The sequence below is a fragment of the Nocardia sp. CDC153 genome, from assembly GCF_035818515.1.
Classification (GTDB): Bacteria; Actinomycetota; Actinomycetes; order Mycobacteriales; family Mycobacteriaceae; genus Nocardia.
In genome coordinates this window covers 633,557-647,740 of sequence record NZ_JAYKYU010000004.1, presented here as the reverse complement: position 1 = coordinate 647,740, position 14,184 = coordinate 633,557, and the positions used below count along the sequence as shown (strand labels likewise).

The following is a 14,184-nucleotide window of genomic DNA, read 5'->3' as shown; positions in this document are numbered from 1 at the left end:
TGACGTGGATCACCGATGAGTTTCGGCGGTGCGCGAGGTCTATGTCTTGGGAGGTACCGACATGACCGGGATTCTGGATGCGGCGGAGCTGCGGGAGTTGTGTCTCGCGGCGGGAGCCGATGATGTGGGGTTCGCGGCGTTGGAGACGCCGGGGCTCGAAGGGGAAGTCGAGTATGTGCGGGAGGCGCTTCCGAGTACACGGTCGTTGATCGCGGTGTGCGTCCGGGTCACGCGGGCGAATTTCGTCAGCCGCGCGGCCAGCAATGTCAATACCGAGATCGATACGGCCATACCGGTTCTCGATCAGATCGGCCACCGGATCAGTATCGCGCTGCAGGACCGGGGGTTTCGGACGCTGTATCCGTCGGTGACGTTTCCGGTGGAGTCGCATCGGTTGCCGAGTCGAGGGTGGACGGTGTCGCACAAGCCGGTCGCGGTGGCGGCCGGATTGGGGCATATGGGGATCCATCGGTGCGTGATTCATCCGCGGTTCGGGAGCTTCATCGGGCTGGGCACCGTCTTGACCGAGGCGGTGATCGCGCCGTATTCGCAACCGCTGGACTGGAACCCATGCCTGGGCTGCTATCTGTGCGTGGCGGCCTGCCCGGTGGGGGCGATCCACAATGACGGCAGTTTCGACTTCAACTCCTGCTACACCCACACCTACAACCAGTTCGTGAACAACTTCGCCGACTGGGCCGAGACCATGGCCGACAGCGCCGACGCGCAGGACTACAACGGGCGAATGACCGCTCGCGAGACCACCATGCAGTCGCGGCGTCAGTATCGGTCGGGGTATTGCGTGGCGGTGTGCCCGGCCGGTGAGGAGGTGATCGGGCCGTACCTCGACGATCGGGTCGGTCACCTGCAGCAGGTGCTGCGGCCGCTGCAACGCAAGCCGGAGAACGTCTATGTGAGCGCCGGATCCAATGCGGAAAGGCATGTGCGCAAGCGGTACAAGGCCAAGACGGTGCGATACGTCGACACCGGGATCATGCCGCCCGACGGCATCGACGCGGCACCGGAGTCGAAATGAACGACGCTGGGCGGCTGTGGAATTCCTTGCATGTGCCGGTGGATCGCAGCGGGGGAGTGGAGGCGCATCCGACGGTGCGAAAGGTGCGTGCCCGGGCCGATGCGCCTGCCGAGCCGGCGGAACTCGATGCCGACTGGCTGCGTGAGCTCTGCCTGTCCGAGGGGATCGACGATGTCGGATTCGTCGATCTGAACGCGCCCGGGCTCGAAGGCGAACGCGATTATGTGCTCGAGGCGTTGCCCGGCACCCGCGCCCTGATCGGCTTCTGTCTGCGGACCAGTCGCGACAACCTGCGCAGTCGGTCGACGAGTGCGGCGAACCGCGATGTCGCTACCACGCAGGAACTCGGGCACGAGGCGGCGCGGCGCATCTGCCTGACGTTGCAGCAGCACGGGGTGCGGGCGTTGTATCCGGCGGCCGGATTTCCCGCCGAGATTCACCGGTTCCCGAATCGCAGCTGGGTGGTTTCGCACAAGCTGGTGGCGGTGGCCGCCGGGCTGGGTCAGATGGGATTGCACCGCAATGTGATTCATCCGCGCTTCGGGACGTTCATAGTGCTGGGCACAATCCTGATCGACCGGGCGGTGTCGCGGTATTCGAGCCCGGTCGCTTCGAATCCCTGCATCGACTGCGGGCTGTGTGTGACCACCTGTCCGGTCGGGGCGATTCACGCCGACGGCGGATTCGACTTCGATGCCTGTTACACCCACAACAATCATCACGAGCTGTCGAACTTCGCGGGGTGGGTCGAGGAGGTCGTGGACAGCGCCGACGCGGCGGACTATCGGCGGCGCGTGACGCCGAGCGAGACCCTCGCGGTGTGGCAGAGCCTGTCGTTCGAACCGCAGTTCCGGGCGGGGTATTGCGTCGCGGTGTGCCCGGCGGGCAGTGATGTGCTCGGCGGTTACCTCGCCGACCCGGAGGCGCACGCCCGCGACGTGGTGCAGCCGTTGGCGCGTAAGCCGGAGTACGTGTACGTGGACGGTGGGTCGTCGGCCGAAGCGCATGTTCGGAACCGCTTCCCCCACAAGACCATTCGACATCCTCGCCGGGTCGATGTTCCGGCACCCGAGATCGATCCCGCGCCGGAGCGCCATGACTAGCGTGCCCGATTTCCCGTTGGATCTACCGATCTTCGAGATCTACTCGGGCGCTGATGGCGCGCGGATCGAGATCCATCCCTGGTTCTTCGTCGAGGGTCGGCAGTACCTGGGCGTCACTCGGGTGCTGCCGCCCGGGACCGGAAAGGGACCGGCGCACATCCATCTCGGGACAACCCAGTACTGTCTGCTCCTCGAGGGTGCTCGAGCTCGCTTCCGCCGGGGTCGTCGCTCCGGAATCCTCGAGCCCGGCGAGGTGCTGACCATTCCGGCCGACACCCCACACGTCGATCCCTACAACGACTCCGACCAACCAATCGTCCTGCGCACGCTCTACACGCCCGGACCGGTCTGGCTCCTGGCCTTCGGACGCACGCTCGGCCAGGCGATCCGCGATCGACAAACCAACGGCCAGCAGGAGCTTCGCCTGCTCCACCTACTGATGATGCTCGGCACCCCGGGTTCGGTCACCTACGCCGCATCCATCCCGGTGCCTGTGCAGCGACGGCTGCTGCTGCCCTTGGCCACGCGCGTCGCGAAACAGCGCGGCTACCGCCCGGCGGCAGGCCTGCGCGACCACATCTTCCGAACGAGCTGACCGCGCGCTACTTCCGGATCGGCCGGCGGGCCGCCAGTTGCGCACGGTCCGCGGCCTCGCGTCCCGCGTGCCACCCCTCCGCACTGCCCACCGACACGCGCGACCTTCTGGCAGTCGGGAACAGAGTGTCGAAGGCCTTGTCGATTGCCACCTGATACGAAGCCAGAACCGGCAACAGCCGTTCGGGCGCAGCGGATTTCGCGATCGTCTCCTCGTTCGCACGGGTCAGTCGCTCACCGATGCGAGTGGCGTAGGAAACCAGGAACGATTTGCGGAACGTGCGACTGCGGGCGTGATTGTCGCGGCCGCTCTCATTGCCGTGGGCGATCATCGCCCTGGTCGCCTGGACCAGCAGCGAGGTGACCAACAATTCGACGACATCGAGTTCGTCCTCATCGCCGACAATGGCGACGAACCCCCACGCGGAGGAGAAAATCGCGCGGCACCGGTTCGCCTTGGCGACCGCATCGACCAAGAGCGCCTTCGCATCCAAATACGGTGTCTCCAACCAGATTCGGCGCGCACCCGGCAGCTCCGGCGCACTGGTATCCGCCTCGACGAGCACCCGATCGATCGCGTACTTGGTCATGAGTTCCTGAGCCTTCGCCGAAAGCGTCTCCGCCTCATCCGGAAAGTCCGTCGACTCCGCCTTCGCCAGCAACCCCCGAACCCGCCCCAACACCTTCTCATCAATGGCGTGCCGCGCCCCGGACGCCGGTCGCGCGGTCCCCGGCAACGGCCGAATGACCGCCAACTGCGGAAAGTTGCTCAACAACGCAAGCGCTTCGATCACGGTGGTCATGGCCTCGACCGGAATCAGCAACTGCTTGCGAGCCCACTGCCCCAGATGCGGCTCATCCGCCGACCACCACACCGTGGCACCCATCTCCTCCAGCTGTGCCAGCCAGATCGGATCAACCGACTCGGGAGCAAACTCCCGAACATACGCGGCCAGAGTATCGACCAGATACCCCACAGCGAATTCATCAACCCGCCGAACCGCAGCCTGATACACATCCCCCGGCAACCATCCCCGCCTACCGGCCTCCACGATCAGATGTCGAGCCGCCCAGTCCGCACCCCGCTCGAGTTCCGGCGTAAACGCCCCGCCACCCGTCAAAATCCCCGCAAAATACTGTGCCGCACGGGCACTCTGAATGGACTGAAGCGCGGCCTCGAGAACCGCGGCACCAACCTGCTCCGCCGTCGCCCCCTCAACCAGCCCCAATACCTCGCCCCCGCCAGCGAGCCGCGCCCGCTGAGCTGCGGCCCGATGCCGCCGATTCTTACCCACAGCTCCGCCCTCCGCTCACCCAGCACCACCGGAACCCACGATAAGGCCTACCGATGTCACGGCGGCCGCCAGCACGGCAGGCGGCGATGAGGTGCCGCCTGCCGTGCCGACGGGATGGTCAGGCGTTGTAGCGGACTACCACGAAGTTGTCGCCCTGCTGGGGGTCTGCGGTGCTGCCGGCCACGAGGATCTTGCCGTCGGACTGGAGGGCCACGGCGCTGCCGTGATCGGCTTTGGTGCCCAGATCGGTGGATATCTTGCCGCCGTCACCGAAACCGTTGTCCGGCTTGCCGTCCGCGCTGTAGCGGGCCAGCGCGATGTTGTCGCCAGTGGCGGTGCCGGTGCTGGTTCCGGCGGCGACCAGCTTGCCGTCCGGGGCGATCGCCAGCCCGTAGGCGACGTCGGCCTTGCCGCCGAAATCGGTCGTCGCCTTGCCGCCGTCGCCGAATCCCGTGTCCTGCTTGCCGTCGGCGGTGTAGCGCACCAGTACGAAGTTGTCGCCCTGGGCGGGATCGTGGGTGGAGCCCGCGATCACGATCCGGCCCTCGGAGGTGAGCGCGACGGCGTTGGCGTGATCGGCCTGGGTGCCCAGGTCGGTCGAGACCTTGCCGCCATCACCGAAACCGGCGTCGAGCATGCCGTCGGCGGTGTAGCGGGCCAGGGCGATATTGTCGCCCGTGGTGGTGCCGTGGCTGGTGCCCGCCGCGACGATCTTGCCGTCGGTTTGGATCGCGACCGCGTTGGCGACATCGGCCTTACCGCCGAAATCAGTGGAGACCACGCCATTGCGGCCGAACCCGGTGTCGGGCTTGCCATCCGATGCGTAGCGCACCACCACGAAGTCGTCGCCCTGGGCGGGATCTGGATCATGGGTGGAGCCTGCGACGACGATCTTGCCGTCGGATTGCACCGCGACGGCGTTGGCGTGATCCGCCTGGGTGCCCAGGTCGGTCGAGACCTTGCCGCCATCACCGAATCCGGTGTCGGGCTTGCCGTCGGCGGTGTAGCGGGCCAGGGCGATGTTGTCGCCGGTGGCGGTGCCGTGGCTGGTGCCCGCGACGATGATCTTGCCGTCGGATTCGATCGCCACCGCGTTGGCCACATCGGCCTTACCGCCGAAATCGGTGGAGACCTTGCCGTGGTCGCCGAATCCGGCGTCGAGTTGGCCGTCGGCCGTATAGCGAACGATCGCGAAATTGTCGCCCTGGGCGGGATCCTGGGCCGAGCCCGCGACGACAATCTTGCCATCGGACTGCACCGCGACCGCGCGGGCATGGTCGGCGCTCGATCCGAGATCGGTGGAGACCTTACCGCCGGAACCGAACCCGGCATCAAGCGTTCCCGCGGTGGCGGGAGTGGTGGAGTGCGAACTCGCGCAGGAGGTCACCGCTAGCGCGGCGATCGCACCGAAACTCCAGCGCGACAACGTCTTCCCGGTCGATCGTGTGGCACACAGCAATCCAGCTACCTCATTTCGATAGTTCGATGACGGTAGAGCGATTGTTCGGCGAGAACACACCAAAAGAGCCTGGACAGTATGACTACCAGGTGGTCGACGCCGTCACCGAATGAACACGTTGCCGCCACCCGGCACGGCGTGTCCGATCCTGGCCATGAGAACACACCTCAGGGATGACAAGGTGTTCGATCGAGGCGCGAGACAGTTTCAAGTAGGTAGCACCTTGACGCCGAGGGCGGTGGCGAGGGTGATGGCTTGGGCTGGGTCGATGAGGGCGGCGGTGATGGTGGTGTTCAGGGGGTCGAGGGAGGTGAGGTCGCTGCCGCGTAGGTCGGCTGCGGTGAAGTCGGCCTTGGTGAGCCAGGCGCCGGAGAGGTCGACGGTGTGGAAGGTGGCTTTTTGGCAGCGGGCGTAGGTGAGGTCGATTTCTCGCATGCGGAGGTCGGTGAAGGTGGTGCCGCGCAGGTCGGCTCCGGGGAGGCCGACGAAAGACCAGTCTCCGCCTACCGCTTTCAGCAGGGTGAAGGTGCAGCGGTCGAACATGCTGCCGGTGAGTTTGCACATCGTGAACTCGGTTTCGAAGAACCGGCATGCGGTGAACGTGCAGTTCAGGAATCCGACGCTGGAGTGGGTGGCTTGGGCGAAGCTCACGTTTCGGAAGGAGCATTCGGTGAAAACGGTTCGCCGCGTGGTGATCTCGCTCATGTCGACATCGAGAAACTCGACCCGGGAGAAGGTTTCGTCCACCAATTCCCGGCCGTACCAGTCCTCGCCACGGATCGTGTGTTCGGTCGGTGGCGCCTTCTCCCCAGCCCGCCGATCAGCCACCGTATGCCCCGCGATTCGTCCACATACCGCCACCGTATCGCTGTCCACCGACACCCCACAGTTCCCGATCTCCTGCAATCATGGTGCGTACCCAGCCGTCCAAGACAAACGAATACGGAGAGATGCCGTGCAGGTCTTCCACAGCCTTGATGAACTGAAGGCCCATGTCGGGCAGGAGTTGGGGCCGAGTGGGTGGCTGACCGTTGAGCAGGGGCGGATCGACGAGTTCGCCGGGGCCAGTGAGGATCGGCAGTGGATACATGTCGATCCGGTGCGCGCGGCGAAGGGGCCGTTCGGGGCGACGATCGCGCATGGGTACCTGACGCTTTCGCTGCTGGCCCATTTCTCGTGGGATCAGTTCGAGTTGTCCGGGGCGGCAATGGCGGTCAACTACGGGCTGAACAAGGTGCGCTTTCCCGCGCCGGTTCCAGTGGGTTCGCGCTTACGCGCCATCGGAAAGCTGGACGGCATAAGGGAATTGGCGGACGGTTGGACCGAGTTGACGATCACCCAGACCGTCGAGATCGAGGGCGCGGTGAAGCCCGCCTGTGTCGCCGAGACGCTGACGCGCGTGCTCTGGTCCTGATCGAAGGGCCATACGCCGTCAACACGCAAGCCCGGCCAGCATGACCGCGTGGGCGAGGCGGCGTTGTTCGGGGGAGTGCGCGGAGTCTGCCATTCGCATGAACGCGGCCACATCGTCGGTGCTCACATCGCCGCGCAGCGCACCCGCGCGCTGAGCTCGTTCGACGACGGGCGCGATGAGGTCCGCGGTGGCTCGATATCCCAGCTCGGCGGCGGCGGGGCTGGTGCGGCAGAGGATGTCGAACAGGCGCAGGTCGGCCGGATCGAGCACGCAGCCTTCGGTGAACACGAGGGTGAATGCCTGCCAGGCATCCGCTGTCGCTGCCGCCCGGGCCGCGACTTCGCGTGCGCCGCCGGTGAGTTCGGCGAGCAGGCTGGCGACGAGCGCATCCTTGGTCGGGAAGTGGCGATAGAAGGTCGTGGTTCCCACTCCGGCCCTGCGGGCCACGGCGTCGATGCCGACGCCCGCACCCTGCTCCGCGAACACCGCGCGAGCGGTGTCGAGCAGCCTTCGGCGGTTCTGCAATTGATCCTTGCGTGGGGCACGCGCGGCCTCCGCCATGTCGCCTCCAAGTTCCAAAGTGGTAGCACTACTACCGTTTAGCGCCTACAGTAATCCGGTAGTGATACTACCGTTTTGAGGAGATTGGTTATGCGCGCACTGGTTTCGGCGGTCGGCCACGGTGGGTGGACGAGCATCGAGGAGGTCGACACCCCGGTGCCGCGAGCGGGAGAGGCGCTCGTTCGGGTTCACGAGTTCGGTTTGAATCGTGCGGACTACCTCTATCTGCGACGGGGCGTTTCGGGGTTCCGACCGGGGCTCGACGGTGCCGGTGTGGTGGCGGCAGCCGATGGTGATGGCGCACCGGAGGTGGGCACTGCGGTCGCGTTCCATTTGCCATCGGGCGGTGCGGCGGCCGAATTCGTCGCGGTACCCGTGGACCGGCTCGCCCGAGTACCGGCCGAGCTGCCGCTGGCCGTCGCCGCAGCGGTGCCGTTGCCCGGCCTGGTCGCCGTGCGATTGCTCGAGTTGGCCGGGCCGCTCGCGGGCACCACCGTATTGGCGACCGGAATGGGCGGCGGCGTAGGGCAATTCATCGTCCGGCTCGCCGTTGCCGAGGGTGCCACGGTGATCGCGATGGCGCAGCCGGAACTGCCGACCGACCATATCGAGGCAGCCGGAGCCAAGATCGTCCACGACATGAGCGCGATACCGGATGGATCGGTCGACATCGTGCTGGAGTCGGTCGGTGGACAACTGGGCTCGGCCGCCGCACGCAAGCTGCGCACCGCCGGATCGCTGCTGTGGTTCGGACAATCCAGCGGGCAGCCGATGACCCTCGACTTCTTCGAAATGCTCCGCGCCGGAGGGTCATTGACGCTGCGGCAGTTCGTCTTCGACGCCGACGGCCACCCCGAACACGACACCCGCGAACTCCAGCGATTGCTCGGAATGGCCGCGGCAAGTGAGCTGTCCGTACCGATCGGCCATCATCACGACTGGACCCATGCCGCCGGGCTACTCGAGGACATGGCCGCCGGGCGATTGCGCGGCAAGGCCGTGCTCACCATTCCCTGAGTGGAGGGATCGCCCCGATCGTCGACCCCCTCTCCTAGTGTTCGTCGATGATCTCGGCGTTGGTGGCGGTGGGGGCGATGGTCAGCGACATGGTGGTGGCCACGAGCGGGAAGCCCTGGGATGCGCCCAGGGCCGTGAGCATTTGTTCGGCGGATTCCCAGCGCCAGGTGTCGAGATAGGTGCCGTCTTCGAGGCGGGCCAGGCGGGTTTCGGTCAGGCCGGCGACGGCCTTGCGGATTCCGGCGATCAGGGCGGCGCGTTGGGTGAGGAGGGTGTCGAGGTCGGCGTCGTCGACTCGGTAGTTGTGGACGCGTAGGACCGGCATGAGGGGCTCCTTTGTTGTCTGTTGAACAACTACAAGCCTCTTGTCCGAGACCGCGATTTCGTAGTGCGCGGGCCATCGGTTCGGTGTGCGGTGCACACCTTCCGGGGTGTGCATTGTGCACGGTCAGGGGCATGGCACCTGGGCGGTGAGGGAGAACTCGCCGCCCGTGAGAGCGGTCTCGAACAGGCCGCCCGCGTCGACGACTCGGGTGCGCATGTTGCGTAGGCCCTGGCCGCCGGTGCGCGGCGAAGTGGAGACGCCGTCGTTGCGCATGTTCAAGTGCACGAACCCTTTTCGGTTTCGGCACGCGATTTCGACGTGGGTCGGGGTGCTGTGGCGGAGCACATTGGTGACCGCTTCACGCACCACCGGCGCGAGCACCGCGCCGGCTCGGTCGGGGAGGTCGTCGTCGTAATCGACCCGAACGGTTCGGCACGCGTCGGTGAGGGCCTGGCGGGCGGCTTCGAGTTCGCGGCGCAGCGATCGCGCGGCGGTGTCGTCGACCAGTGCGCGCGCCTCGGTGTGGGCACCGGCGATAATGCGCAGGGCCTCATCGATTTCGGTCTCCGCGCGCCCGGCATCGCGGGTGACGAGTGCGGCGATGAGGTCCCCTTTGAGCGCCAGCACCGAGAGCGTCATGCCCAGCAGGTCGTGGATGTCGCGGGCGACGCGCAACCGCTCGACCTGCAATATGGTGCCCGCCAACGCGATTCGCGAGGCGTTCAGCTGCGTCGAAAGCTGCCAGAAGCGGCACAGACCGGATACCACCAGAATCGCCTCCGTCGCCAGGATCATCCAACCCCAGCGCGCGTCCGGTGCGGAGTAGACGGCTCGCAACGCGACCAGGCCGACGGTGGCGAGCACCGCCGTGATCCCGCGTCCGGACAGCAGCACCGCCACCGCGAGCAGCATCAGCCAGACGCCCCATGCGGAACCCAACCAGGGCAGGGGCAGCAGCGTTACCGCGGCCTGAACCGGCAGCAGCCGTTTCGCCCAGGCCGGCCGAAGCACCTGCGCCACCAGCAGACTCGACAACACCGCACCGCCGACCGCCGTCGCCACGGAGTCGTGTTCGGATTCGAGGGTCTTGATCACCGTCCACGCGAAAAGACTCGTGATCAGTGCGAACAGGGTCAGCCGGGGTGTCAGCCGTGACACCGGAGACTCATCCGCGGGACGGATCTCGAGCTCGCGGTGCACAGCGGCGGTTTCGCGGACGGTCTCGATCACCCGACGAGTCGCGGCGGTCGCCTGCTCGACTGAGGTGCGAGCTCGCAGGGGATCGGCAGTCAGTTCGGTCCGTGCCCGGCGCAACAGATCTCCGACACCGGTCAGCTGGTCGCCGAGCGCCGCACGCAGGCGGCGCGCGACCTCCAACCGTTCCCGAGCCAGCGTCGCGTCGGCGAGGTCACCCTGCGTCCGTTCCAGGCGATCGACCAGGCTCGGCAACCGCAGCAGGCTATAGGCGACCAAACCGATCGCCGCCGTATTGAGGTCGGCGTAAAGGTGATCCGTCCACACACCGTGCCAACCGACATGCACGAATCCGGAACTCGCCGCGACCGCGAGGAAAACGACCCATCGCAACCGATTCGGCAAGCACCACAGCACGGTCGCCGCGAGCAGACAGTCCACATTCGCTTCGGCTCGCCCCAGGACGATGGGCAAATAGGTGAGCAGCGGCTGCACCGCCATCACCGCCCCGCGGCTCCCGGGCCGACGCTGCGCGAGGGTCAGCAAGACCGCCTGCGCCGCAGCGCAAATCGTCGGCACCACACCGGCCCCGTCCGCCCACACCGACAGTACGAAGAGCAGCAAGAACAGGTACCCGCCGTACCGCGGCAAAAACGACACGCCGATGATTGCATATCACCAAGGGCGTTTCAGGCAACCGGAGCCTCGCCTGACCTGCGACGGGGAGAGAACCCATGATCAAAGTGCTGGTCGCCGAGGACATGCGGCTATTGCGCGACACGCTGATCGCGACCCTGACGCTGGAAGACGATATCGATGTCGTGGCGGCCGTGGATCGCGGCGATGCGGTACTGACCACGGCGATCACCACGCAACCCGACCTCGCGCTGCTCGATATCGACCTGCCCGGCAAGGACGGGCTGGCCGCCGCGGTCGAACTTCGCGAACAGGTACCCACCTGCCGCATCCTCATCCTCACCGCGCTGAGCAGCCCGGGACATGTCAAGCGCGCCACCGCGATCGGTGTGGGCGGGTTCGTCCTCAAGGATTGCGCCCGGCCGGAGCTCATGCACGCGGTGCGGACCGTCGCCGCGGGCGGCACCGTCCTCGACCCGAACCTGGCCTTCACCACCTTGCGCGCCCCGGACAACCCGCTCACCGATCGCGAGACCGAGGTGCTGCGCGGCTACGCGGCGGGCGCGGACGCCAAGGAGATCGCCGCCCGCCTGCACCTGTCCTACGGCACGGTGCGCAACTATCTCGCCTCGTCGGTGTCGAAGCTGCAGGCCCGCAATCGCATCGACGCGGTCCGGGTGGCCACCGAATCCGGCTGGCTGTGACTCGCATCCTGCCCGGGCATGTTCGCTGATTCGTGACCGGTGCGGGGACGATCCGCATTCGGCAGTGCTGCGAACACCATGTGAACGCCCCGATCGGGCGGCGCACTCGAGGCCGAATGAGGTTCGCAGCAATGGAATTCGACAGCAACCTGTTCGCATCCCGGTCCCACCTCGACCCGGTTCGGCTCGCCGATACGCTGAAACTCGTTCACCGGATCCCGGCCAGTGGTCTCGGGTCGGCCGAGTGGGATCCGCTCGGCGGGCTCGAGCGGGGCATCGACACCGCGTACGCCCTCGATGTCGCCGACCGACGATGGCTGCACACCCATCTCGCCGAGCTGCGGGGTCGTTGGAAGGGCTTGCCCGAGGGGCGGTCCCGCTGCGTGATTCACGGCACGATCGGCATCGACGGTGTCCTGACCGGTGCCGACGATTGCGCGGAACCGCCGGATTCCGGATCGCCGACGGTCGGGCCGCCCGAGTGGGACCTGGTGCCGGTGGCCATGGCCTATTGGTCCTTCGGGTGGCTCACCACACCGCAATACGTCGCGTTCTGCCAGACCTACGGGCAGGATGTCGCCCGCAGCGGCCGCTACTACCTGCTGCGGGACATCCAGGAATTCGCCATGACCATCGCGGCCGCCCGCACGACGGGCAATGGGCGGCACCACAGTCAGGCTGTGCGCCGACTCGCCTCGATCCGCGGCGACATCGGGCCGCGTCCATGGCCGGGCTGGGTGCCGATTTGATGTCGAAACCCCCGGCACGGCAGCGATTTACGCCGTCCAGGGCCGCAGCTTCTCCGGGTTCCGGATCACCCAGATGCGGGTGATCCGGCCGTCGGCGATATCGAACGCGTAGACCGACACCACCGTGCCGTCGACCTCGGCGACCAGGCCGGGCTGTCCGTTCACGGTCCGCTCCAGCAGCGTGATGGCCGAGCCGCGGGCGGCGATCTCCATCCAGGCGTGCGCGATCGCCTCGCCGCCCCGAATCGGCTCGAGGAAGGCCAGGGCCAGGCCGCCACCGTCGGCGGTCGCGGTCGCCTCCGGATCCAGCAACCCGATGAGGGCCTCGATATCCTGTGTCTCCCAAGCCTGTTTGAAGTCCCGGACCACTTCGGCGCGTTCACTGCCCGGCGTGCTGCGGGAGGTGTCGATGCGGCGGCGGGCGCTCGAGGCCAACTGGCGGCAGGCGGCGGGAGTGCGGCCGACGACCTCGGCGATCTCCGCGAACGAGTACCGGAAGACATCGTGCAGGACGAAGGCGACGCGCTCGGCCGGCGTCATGGAGTCCAACACCACCAGGAACGCCATACTGATCGACTCGTCGAGGGTGATCCGGTCGGCGGGGTCGACCGGATCACGCCCGTCCAGCCACGTCGACCGACCCGGCACCGGCTCCGGAAGCCATTCGCCCACATAGCTTTCCCGGCGGGCCCGCGCCGAACCGAGCAGATCCAGGCAGATGCGCCCCGCGACCGTGGTGAACCACGCACCGGGCGCGGCGACCTCCTGACGCTGCGCCTCCGAGAGCCCGTACCAGCGCGCGTAGGTCTCCTGCACCACGTCCTCGGCCTCGGCCAGCGAGCCGAGCAGCCGGTAGGCGAGATTGATCAGCTGACGGCGTTCCTTGATCACCGCGGGTAGCTGCGGATCGGTCATTGTCGTCTCCTTCGGTCCATCGGGTGCCTCACCGATATCGACGAATCACCGACCTATTTTGTGAGACCGCCTGACATTCCGCACGGCTGCGTCGTCGGAAGGGTATGACCAGAATCGCTATCATCCTCGGCAGTACCCGTCCCAACCGCAGGGGCGACCAGGTCGCACGCTGGGTGCTCGACACCGCATCCCAGCGCGGCGACGCCGACTTCGAGCTCATCGACCTGCGCGATCACCCGCTTCCACACTTCGACGAGGCCGTGCCGCCGATGTTCGGTCCGTCGGTCAATGCCCATACGCGCGCGTGGGCCGAACGGCTCGCGACCTTCGACGGGTTCATCATCGTCACCCCCGAGTACAACGGCTCGGCGCCCGGCGTGCTGAAGAACGCTCTGGACCACGCGTTCGCCGAGTGGGTCAACAAGGCGGTCGGTTTCGTTTCCTACGGCGTGGACGGCGGCGTGCGCTCGGTGCAGCAGCTGCGACTCGTGTGCGGCACGCTCGGCATGGCCGACGTCGGATACCAGGTATCGATCTCCGTGCTCACCGACTTCGAGAACAACACCACTTTCGTCCCCACCGACCGCCAGAGTGGGGCTCTGACCAAGACCCTCGACCAGACCATCGCGTGGAGCAACGCCCTGGCCCCGCTGCGCACCACCCTCGTCACTTCGTAAGGAGCCGACCATGAACGCATCCAACGACTTCCAATCCCACGACGACCGGATCAAGGCCGAGGAGGCCGAGCTGCGCGCGACGATCGACACCGTGATCGACGGCCTGCACGACAAGGACCTCGACGCCGTGCGCCGGGCCTACACCGACGATGTGGTGTCCTTCGATGTCGAGCCGCCCCTCCAGCACGTCGGCATCGACGCGAAACTCCGGAACTGGACCAACGTGTTTCGCATATTCGAGTCCGTCACCTACGACGTGCGAGACCTGAGCTTCACGATCGGAGACGAGGTCGCCTTCGGCCACGCCTTCGCCCGCCTGCGCGGCACGCTGAAGAACGGGGCGACATCCAACGGCATGTGGGTCCGGGTCACCTATGGTCTGCGAAAGATCGACGGCGCCTGGCGGATTGCCCACGATCAGGTCTCGGTGCCGTTCGACCACCTCACCGGAAAGGGTGTCGCCGATCTCGAGCCCTGACCTCGTGCGACACTGATTCCGTTGGGG

The 14,184-nt window shown here is 66.7% G+C and carries 16 protein-coding genes; 9 read left to right on the top strand and 7 right to left on the bottom strand.

Going from position 1 to position 14,184, the window contains the following annotated elements; genetic code table 11:
* The first annotated feature begins 61 nt into the window (after positions 1 to 61).
* From VMT65_RS25545 to VMT65_RS25535, 3 genes are read left to right on the top strand one after another with little or no spacing between them, the layout of a single operon-like run.
* Positions 62 to 1,036, top strand: a complete 975-nt coding sequence (locus VMT65_RS25545; protein WP_326310925.1) for a 4Fe-4S binding protein — start codon at positions 62 to 64, stop codon at positions 1,034 to 1,036.
* Positions 1,033 to 2,139 carry a 4Fe-4S binding protein gene (locus VMT65_RS25540; RefSeq protein WP_326310924.1) on the top strand — a complete coding sequence of 369 codons (1,107 nt, stop codon included), beginning with the start codon at positions 1,033 to 1,035 and terminating at the stop codon, positions 2,137 to 2,139. The genes VMT65_RS25545 and VMT65_RS25540 overlap by 4 nt, the downstream gene beginning before the upstream one ends.
* Positions 2,132 to 2,734 (top strand): cupin domain-containing protein, encoded by a 603-nt coding sequence (locus tag VMT65_RS25535; protein WP_326310923.1) that lies wholly within the window; start codon positions 2,132 to 2,134, stop codon positions 2,732 to 2,734. The genes VMT65_RS25540 and VMT65_RS25535 overlap by 8 nt, the downstream gene beginning before the upstream one ends.
* Before the next feature lie 7 nt (positions 2,735 to 2,741).
* On the opposite strand, the gene VMT65_RS25530 is transcribed toward VMT65_RS25535, so the two are convergent.
* From VMT65_RS25530 to VMT65_RS25520, 3 genes are all read right to left on the bottom strand, one after another.
* Complete coding sequence (locus tag VMT65_RS25530; RefSeq protein WP_326310922.1) at positions 2,742 to 4,028, bottom strand: DUF2786 domain-containing protein; 1,287 nt, start codon at positions 4,026 to 4,028, stop codon at positions 2,742 to 2,744.
* A 118-nt stretch (positions 4,029 to 4,146) separates the two neighbouring features.
* Positions 4,147 to 5,454, bottom strand: coding sequence for a hypothetical protein (locus tag VMT65_RS25525; protein ID WP_326310921.1), 1,308 nt, complete (start codon positions 5,452 to 5,454; stop codon positions 4,147 to 4,149).
* 240 nt (positions 5,455 to 5,694) lie between these two features.
* Positions 5,695 to 6,315, bottom strand: a complete 621-nt coding sequence (locus VMT65_RS25520; RefSeq protein ID WP_326310920.1) for a pentapeptide repeat-containing protein — start codon at positions 6,313 to 6,315, stop codon at positions 5,695 to 5,697.
* Between the two features lie 127 nt (positions 6,316 to 6,442).
* Here VMT65_RS25520 and VMT65_RS25515 point away from each other — a divergent pair, with 127 nt between their 5' ends.
* On the top strand, positions 6,443 to 6,901 hold the full coding sequence (locus VMT65_RS25515) for a MaoC family dehydratase (protein WP_326310919.1): 459 nt from the start codon (positions 6,443 to 6,445) through the stop codon (positions 6,899 to 6,901).
* An 18-nt stretch (positions 6,902 to 6,919) separates the two neighbouring features.
* Here VMT65_RS25515 and VMT65_RS25510 read toward each other — a convergent pair whose 3' ends face one another.
* Positions 6,920 to 7,462, bottom strand: coding sequence for a TetR/AcrR family transcriptional regulator (locus VMT65_RS25510; RefSeq protein ID WP_326310918.1), 543 nt, complete (start codon positions 7,460 to 7,462; stop codon positions 6,920 to 6,922).
* Positions 7,463 to 7,552: 90 nt separating this feature from the next.
* On the opposite strand from VMT65_RS25510, the gene VMT65_RS25505 reads away from it, so the two are divergent.
* A complete protein-coding gene (locus VMT65_RS25505) occupies positions 7,553 to 8,479 on the top strand; it encodes a zinc-binding dehydrogenase (RefSeq protein WP_326310917.1) in 927 nt (308 codons plus the stop codon).
* A 34-nt stretch (positions 8,480 to 8,513) separates the two neighbouring features.
* Here VMT65_RS25505 and VMT65_RS25500 read toward each other — a convergent pair whose 3' ends face one another.
* Both VMT65_RS25500 and VMT65_RS25495 read right to left on the bottom strand, forming a co-directional pair.
* Positions 8,514 to 8,804 carry a hypothetical protein gene (locus VMT65_RS25500; protein WP_326310916.1) on the bottom strand — a complete coding sequence of 97 codons (291 nt, stop codon included), beginning with the start codon at positions 8,802 to 8,804 and terminating at the stop codon, positions 8,514 to 8,516.
* Positions 8,805 to 8,927: 123 nt separating this feature from the next.
* Positions 8,928 to 10,658: a sensor histidine kinase gene (locus tag VMT65_RS25495; RefSeq protein WP_326310915.1), complete on the bottom strand. Its 1,731-nt coding sequence runs from the start codon at positions 10,656 to 10,658 to the stop codon at positions 8,928 to 8,930.
* A gap of 74 nt (positions 10,659 to 10,732) precedes the next feature.
* On the opposite strand from VMT65_RS25495, the gene VMT65_RS25490 reads away from it, so the two are divergent.
* Both VMT65_RS25490 and VMT65_RS25485 read left to right on the top strand, forming a co-directional pair.
* Positions 10,733 to 11,338: a response regulator transcription factor gene (locus VMT65_RS25490; protein WP_326310914.1), complete on the top strand. Its 606-nt coding sequence runs from the start codon at positions 10,733 to 10,735 to the stop codon at positions 11,336 to 11,338.
* A gap of 131 nt (positions 11,339 to 11,469) precedes the next feature.
* Entirely contained in the window at positions 11,470 to 12,087 is a 618-nt protein-coding gene (locus VMT65_RS25485; protein WP_326310913.1) for a hypothetical protein, read from the top strand.
* A gap of 27 nt (positions 12,088 to 12,114) precedes the next feature.
* On the opposite strand, the gene sigJ is transcribed toward VMT65_RS25485, so the two are convergent.
* A complete protein-coding gene (sigJ, locus tag VMT65_RS25480) occupies positions 12,115 to 13,002 on the bottom strand; it encodes an RNA polymerase sigma factor SigJ (protein ID WP_326310912.1) in 888 nt (295 codons plus the stop codon).
* Positions 13,003 to 13,106: 104 nt separating this feature from the next.
* Here sigJ and VMT65_RS25475 point away from each other — a divergent pair, with 104 nt between their 5' ends.
* Together VMT65_RS25475 and VMT65_RS25470 are read left to right on the top strand one after the other, a co-directional pair.
* Positions 13,107 to 13,679, top strand: coding sequence for an NADPH-dependent FMN reductase (locus VMT65_RS25475; protein ID WP_326310911.1), 573 nt, complete (start codon positions 13,107 to 13,109; stop codon positions 13,677 to 13,679).
* Between the two features lie 10 nt (positions 13,680 to 13,689).
* The gene (locus VMT65_RS25470) at positions 13,690 to 14,157 is read left to right on the top strand and encodes a YybH family protein (RefSeq protein ID WP_326310910.1); all 468 of its coding nucleotides are present in this window, start codon (positions 13,690 to 13,692) and stop codon (positions 14,155 to 14,157) included.
* Positions 14,158 to 14,184: the final 27 nt, after the last annotated feature.

Excerpts from the sequence above, each read along its gene's own strand:
- VMT65_RS25545 (WP_326310925.1), top strand. The coding sequence starts at position 62 with ATGACCGGGATTCTGGATGCGGCGGAGCTGCGGGAGTTGTGTCTCGCG.
- VMT65_RS25540 (WP_326310924.1), top strand. The coding sequence starts at position 1,033 with ATGAACGACGCTGGGCGGCTGTGGAATTCCTTGCATGTGCCGGTGGAT.
- VMT65_RS25535 (WP_326310923.1), top strand. The coding sequence starts at position 2,132 with ATGACTAGCGTGCCCGATTTCCCGTTGGATCTACCGATCTTCGAGATC.
- VMT65_RS25510 (WP_326310918.1), bottom strand. The coding sequence starts at position 7,462 with ATGGCGGAGGCCGCGCGTGCCCCACGCAAGGATCAATTGCAGAACCGC.
- VMT65_RS25505 (WP_326310917.1), top strand. The coding sequence starts at position 7,553 with ATGCGCGCACTGGTTTCGGCGGTCGGCCACGGTGGGTGGACGAGCATC.
- VMT65_RS25500 (WP_326310916.1), bottom strand. The coding sequence starts at position 8,804 with ATGCCGGTCCTACGCGTCCACAACTACCGAGTCGACGACGCCGACCTC.
- VMT65_RS25490 (WP_326310914.1), top strand. The coding sequence starts at position 10,733 with ATGATCAAAGTGCTGGTCGCCGAGGACATGCGGCTATTGCGCGACACG.
- VMT65_RS25485 (WP_326310913.1), top strand. The coding sequence starts at position 11,470 with ATGGAATTCGACAGCAACCTGTTCGCATCCCGGTCCCACCTCGACCCG.
- sigJ (WP_326310912.1), bottom strand. The coding sequence starts at position 13,002 with ATGACCGATCCGCAGCTACCCGCGGTGATCAAGGAACGCCGTCAGCTG.
- VMT65_RS25475 (WP_326310911.1), top strand. The coding sequence starts at position 13,107 with ATGACCAGAATCGCTATCATCCTCGGCAGTACCCGTCCCAACCGCAGG.
- VMT65_RS25470 (WP_326310910.1), top strand. The coding sequence starts at position 13,690 with ATGAACGCATCCAACGACTTCCAATCCCACGACGACCGGATCAAGGCC.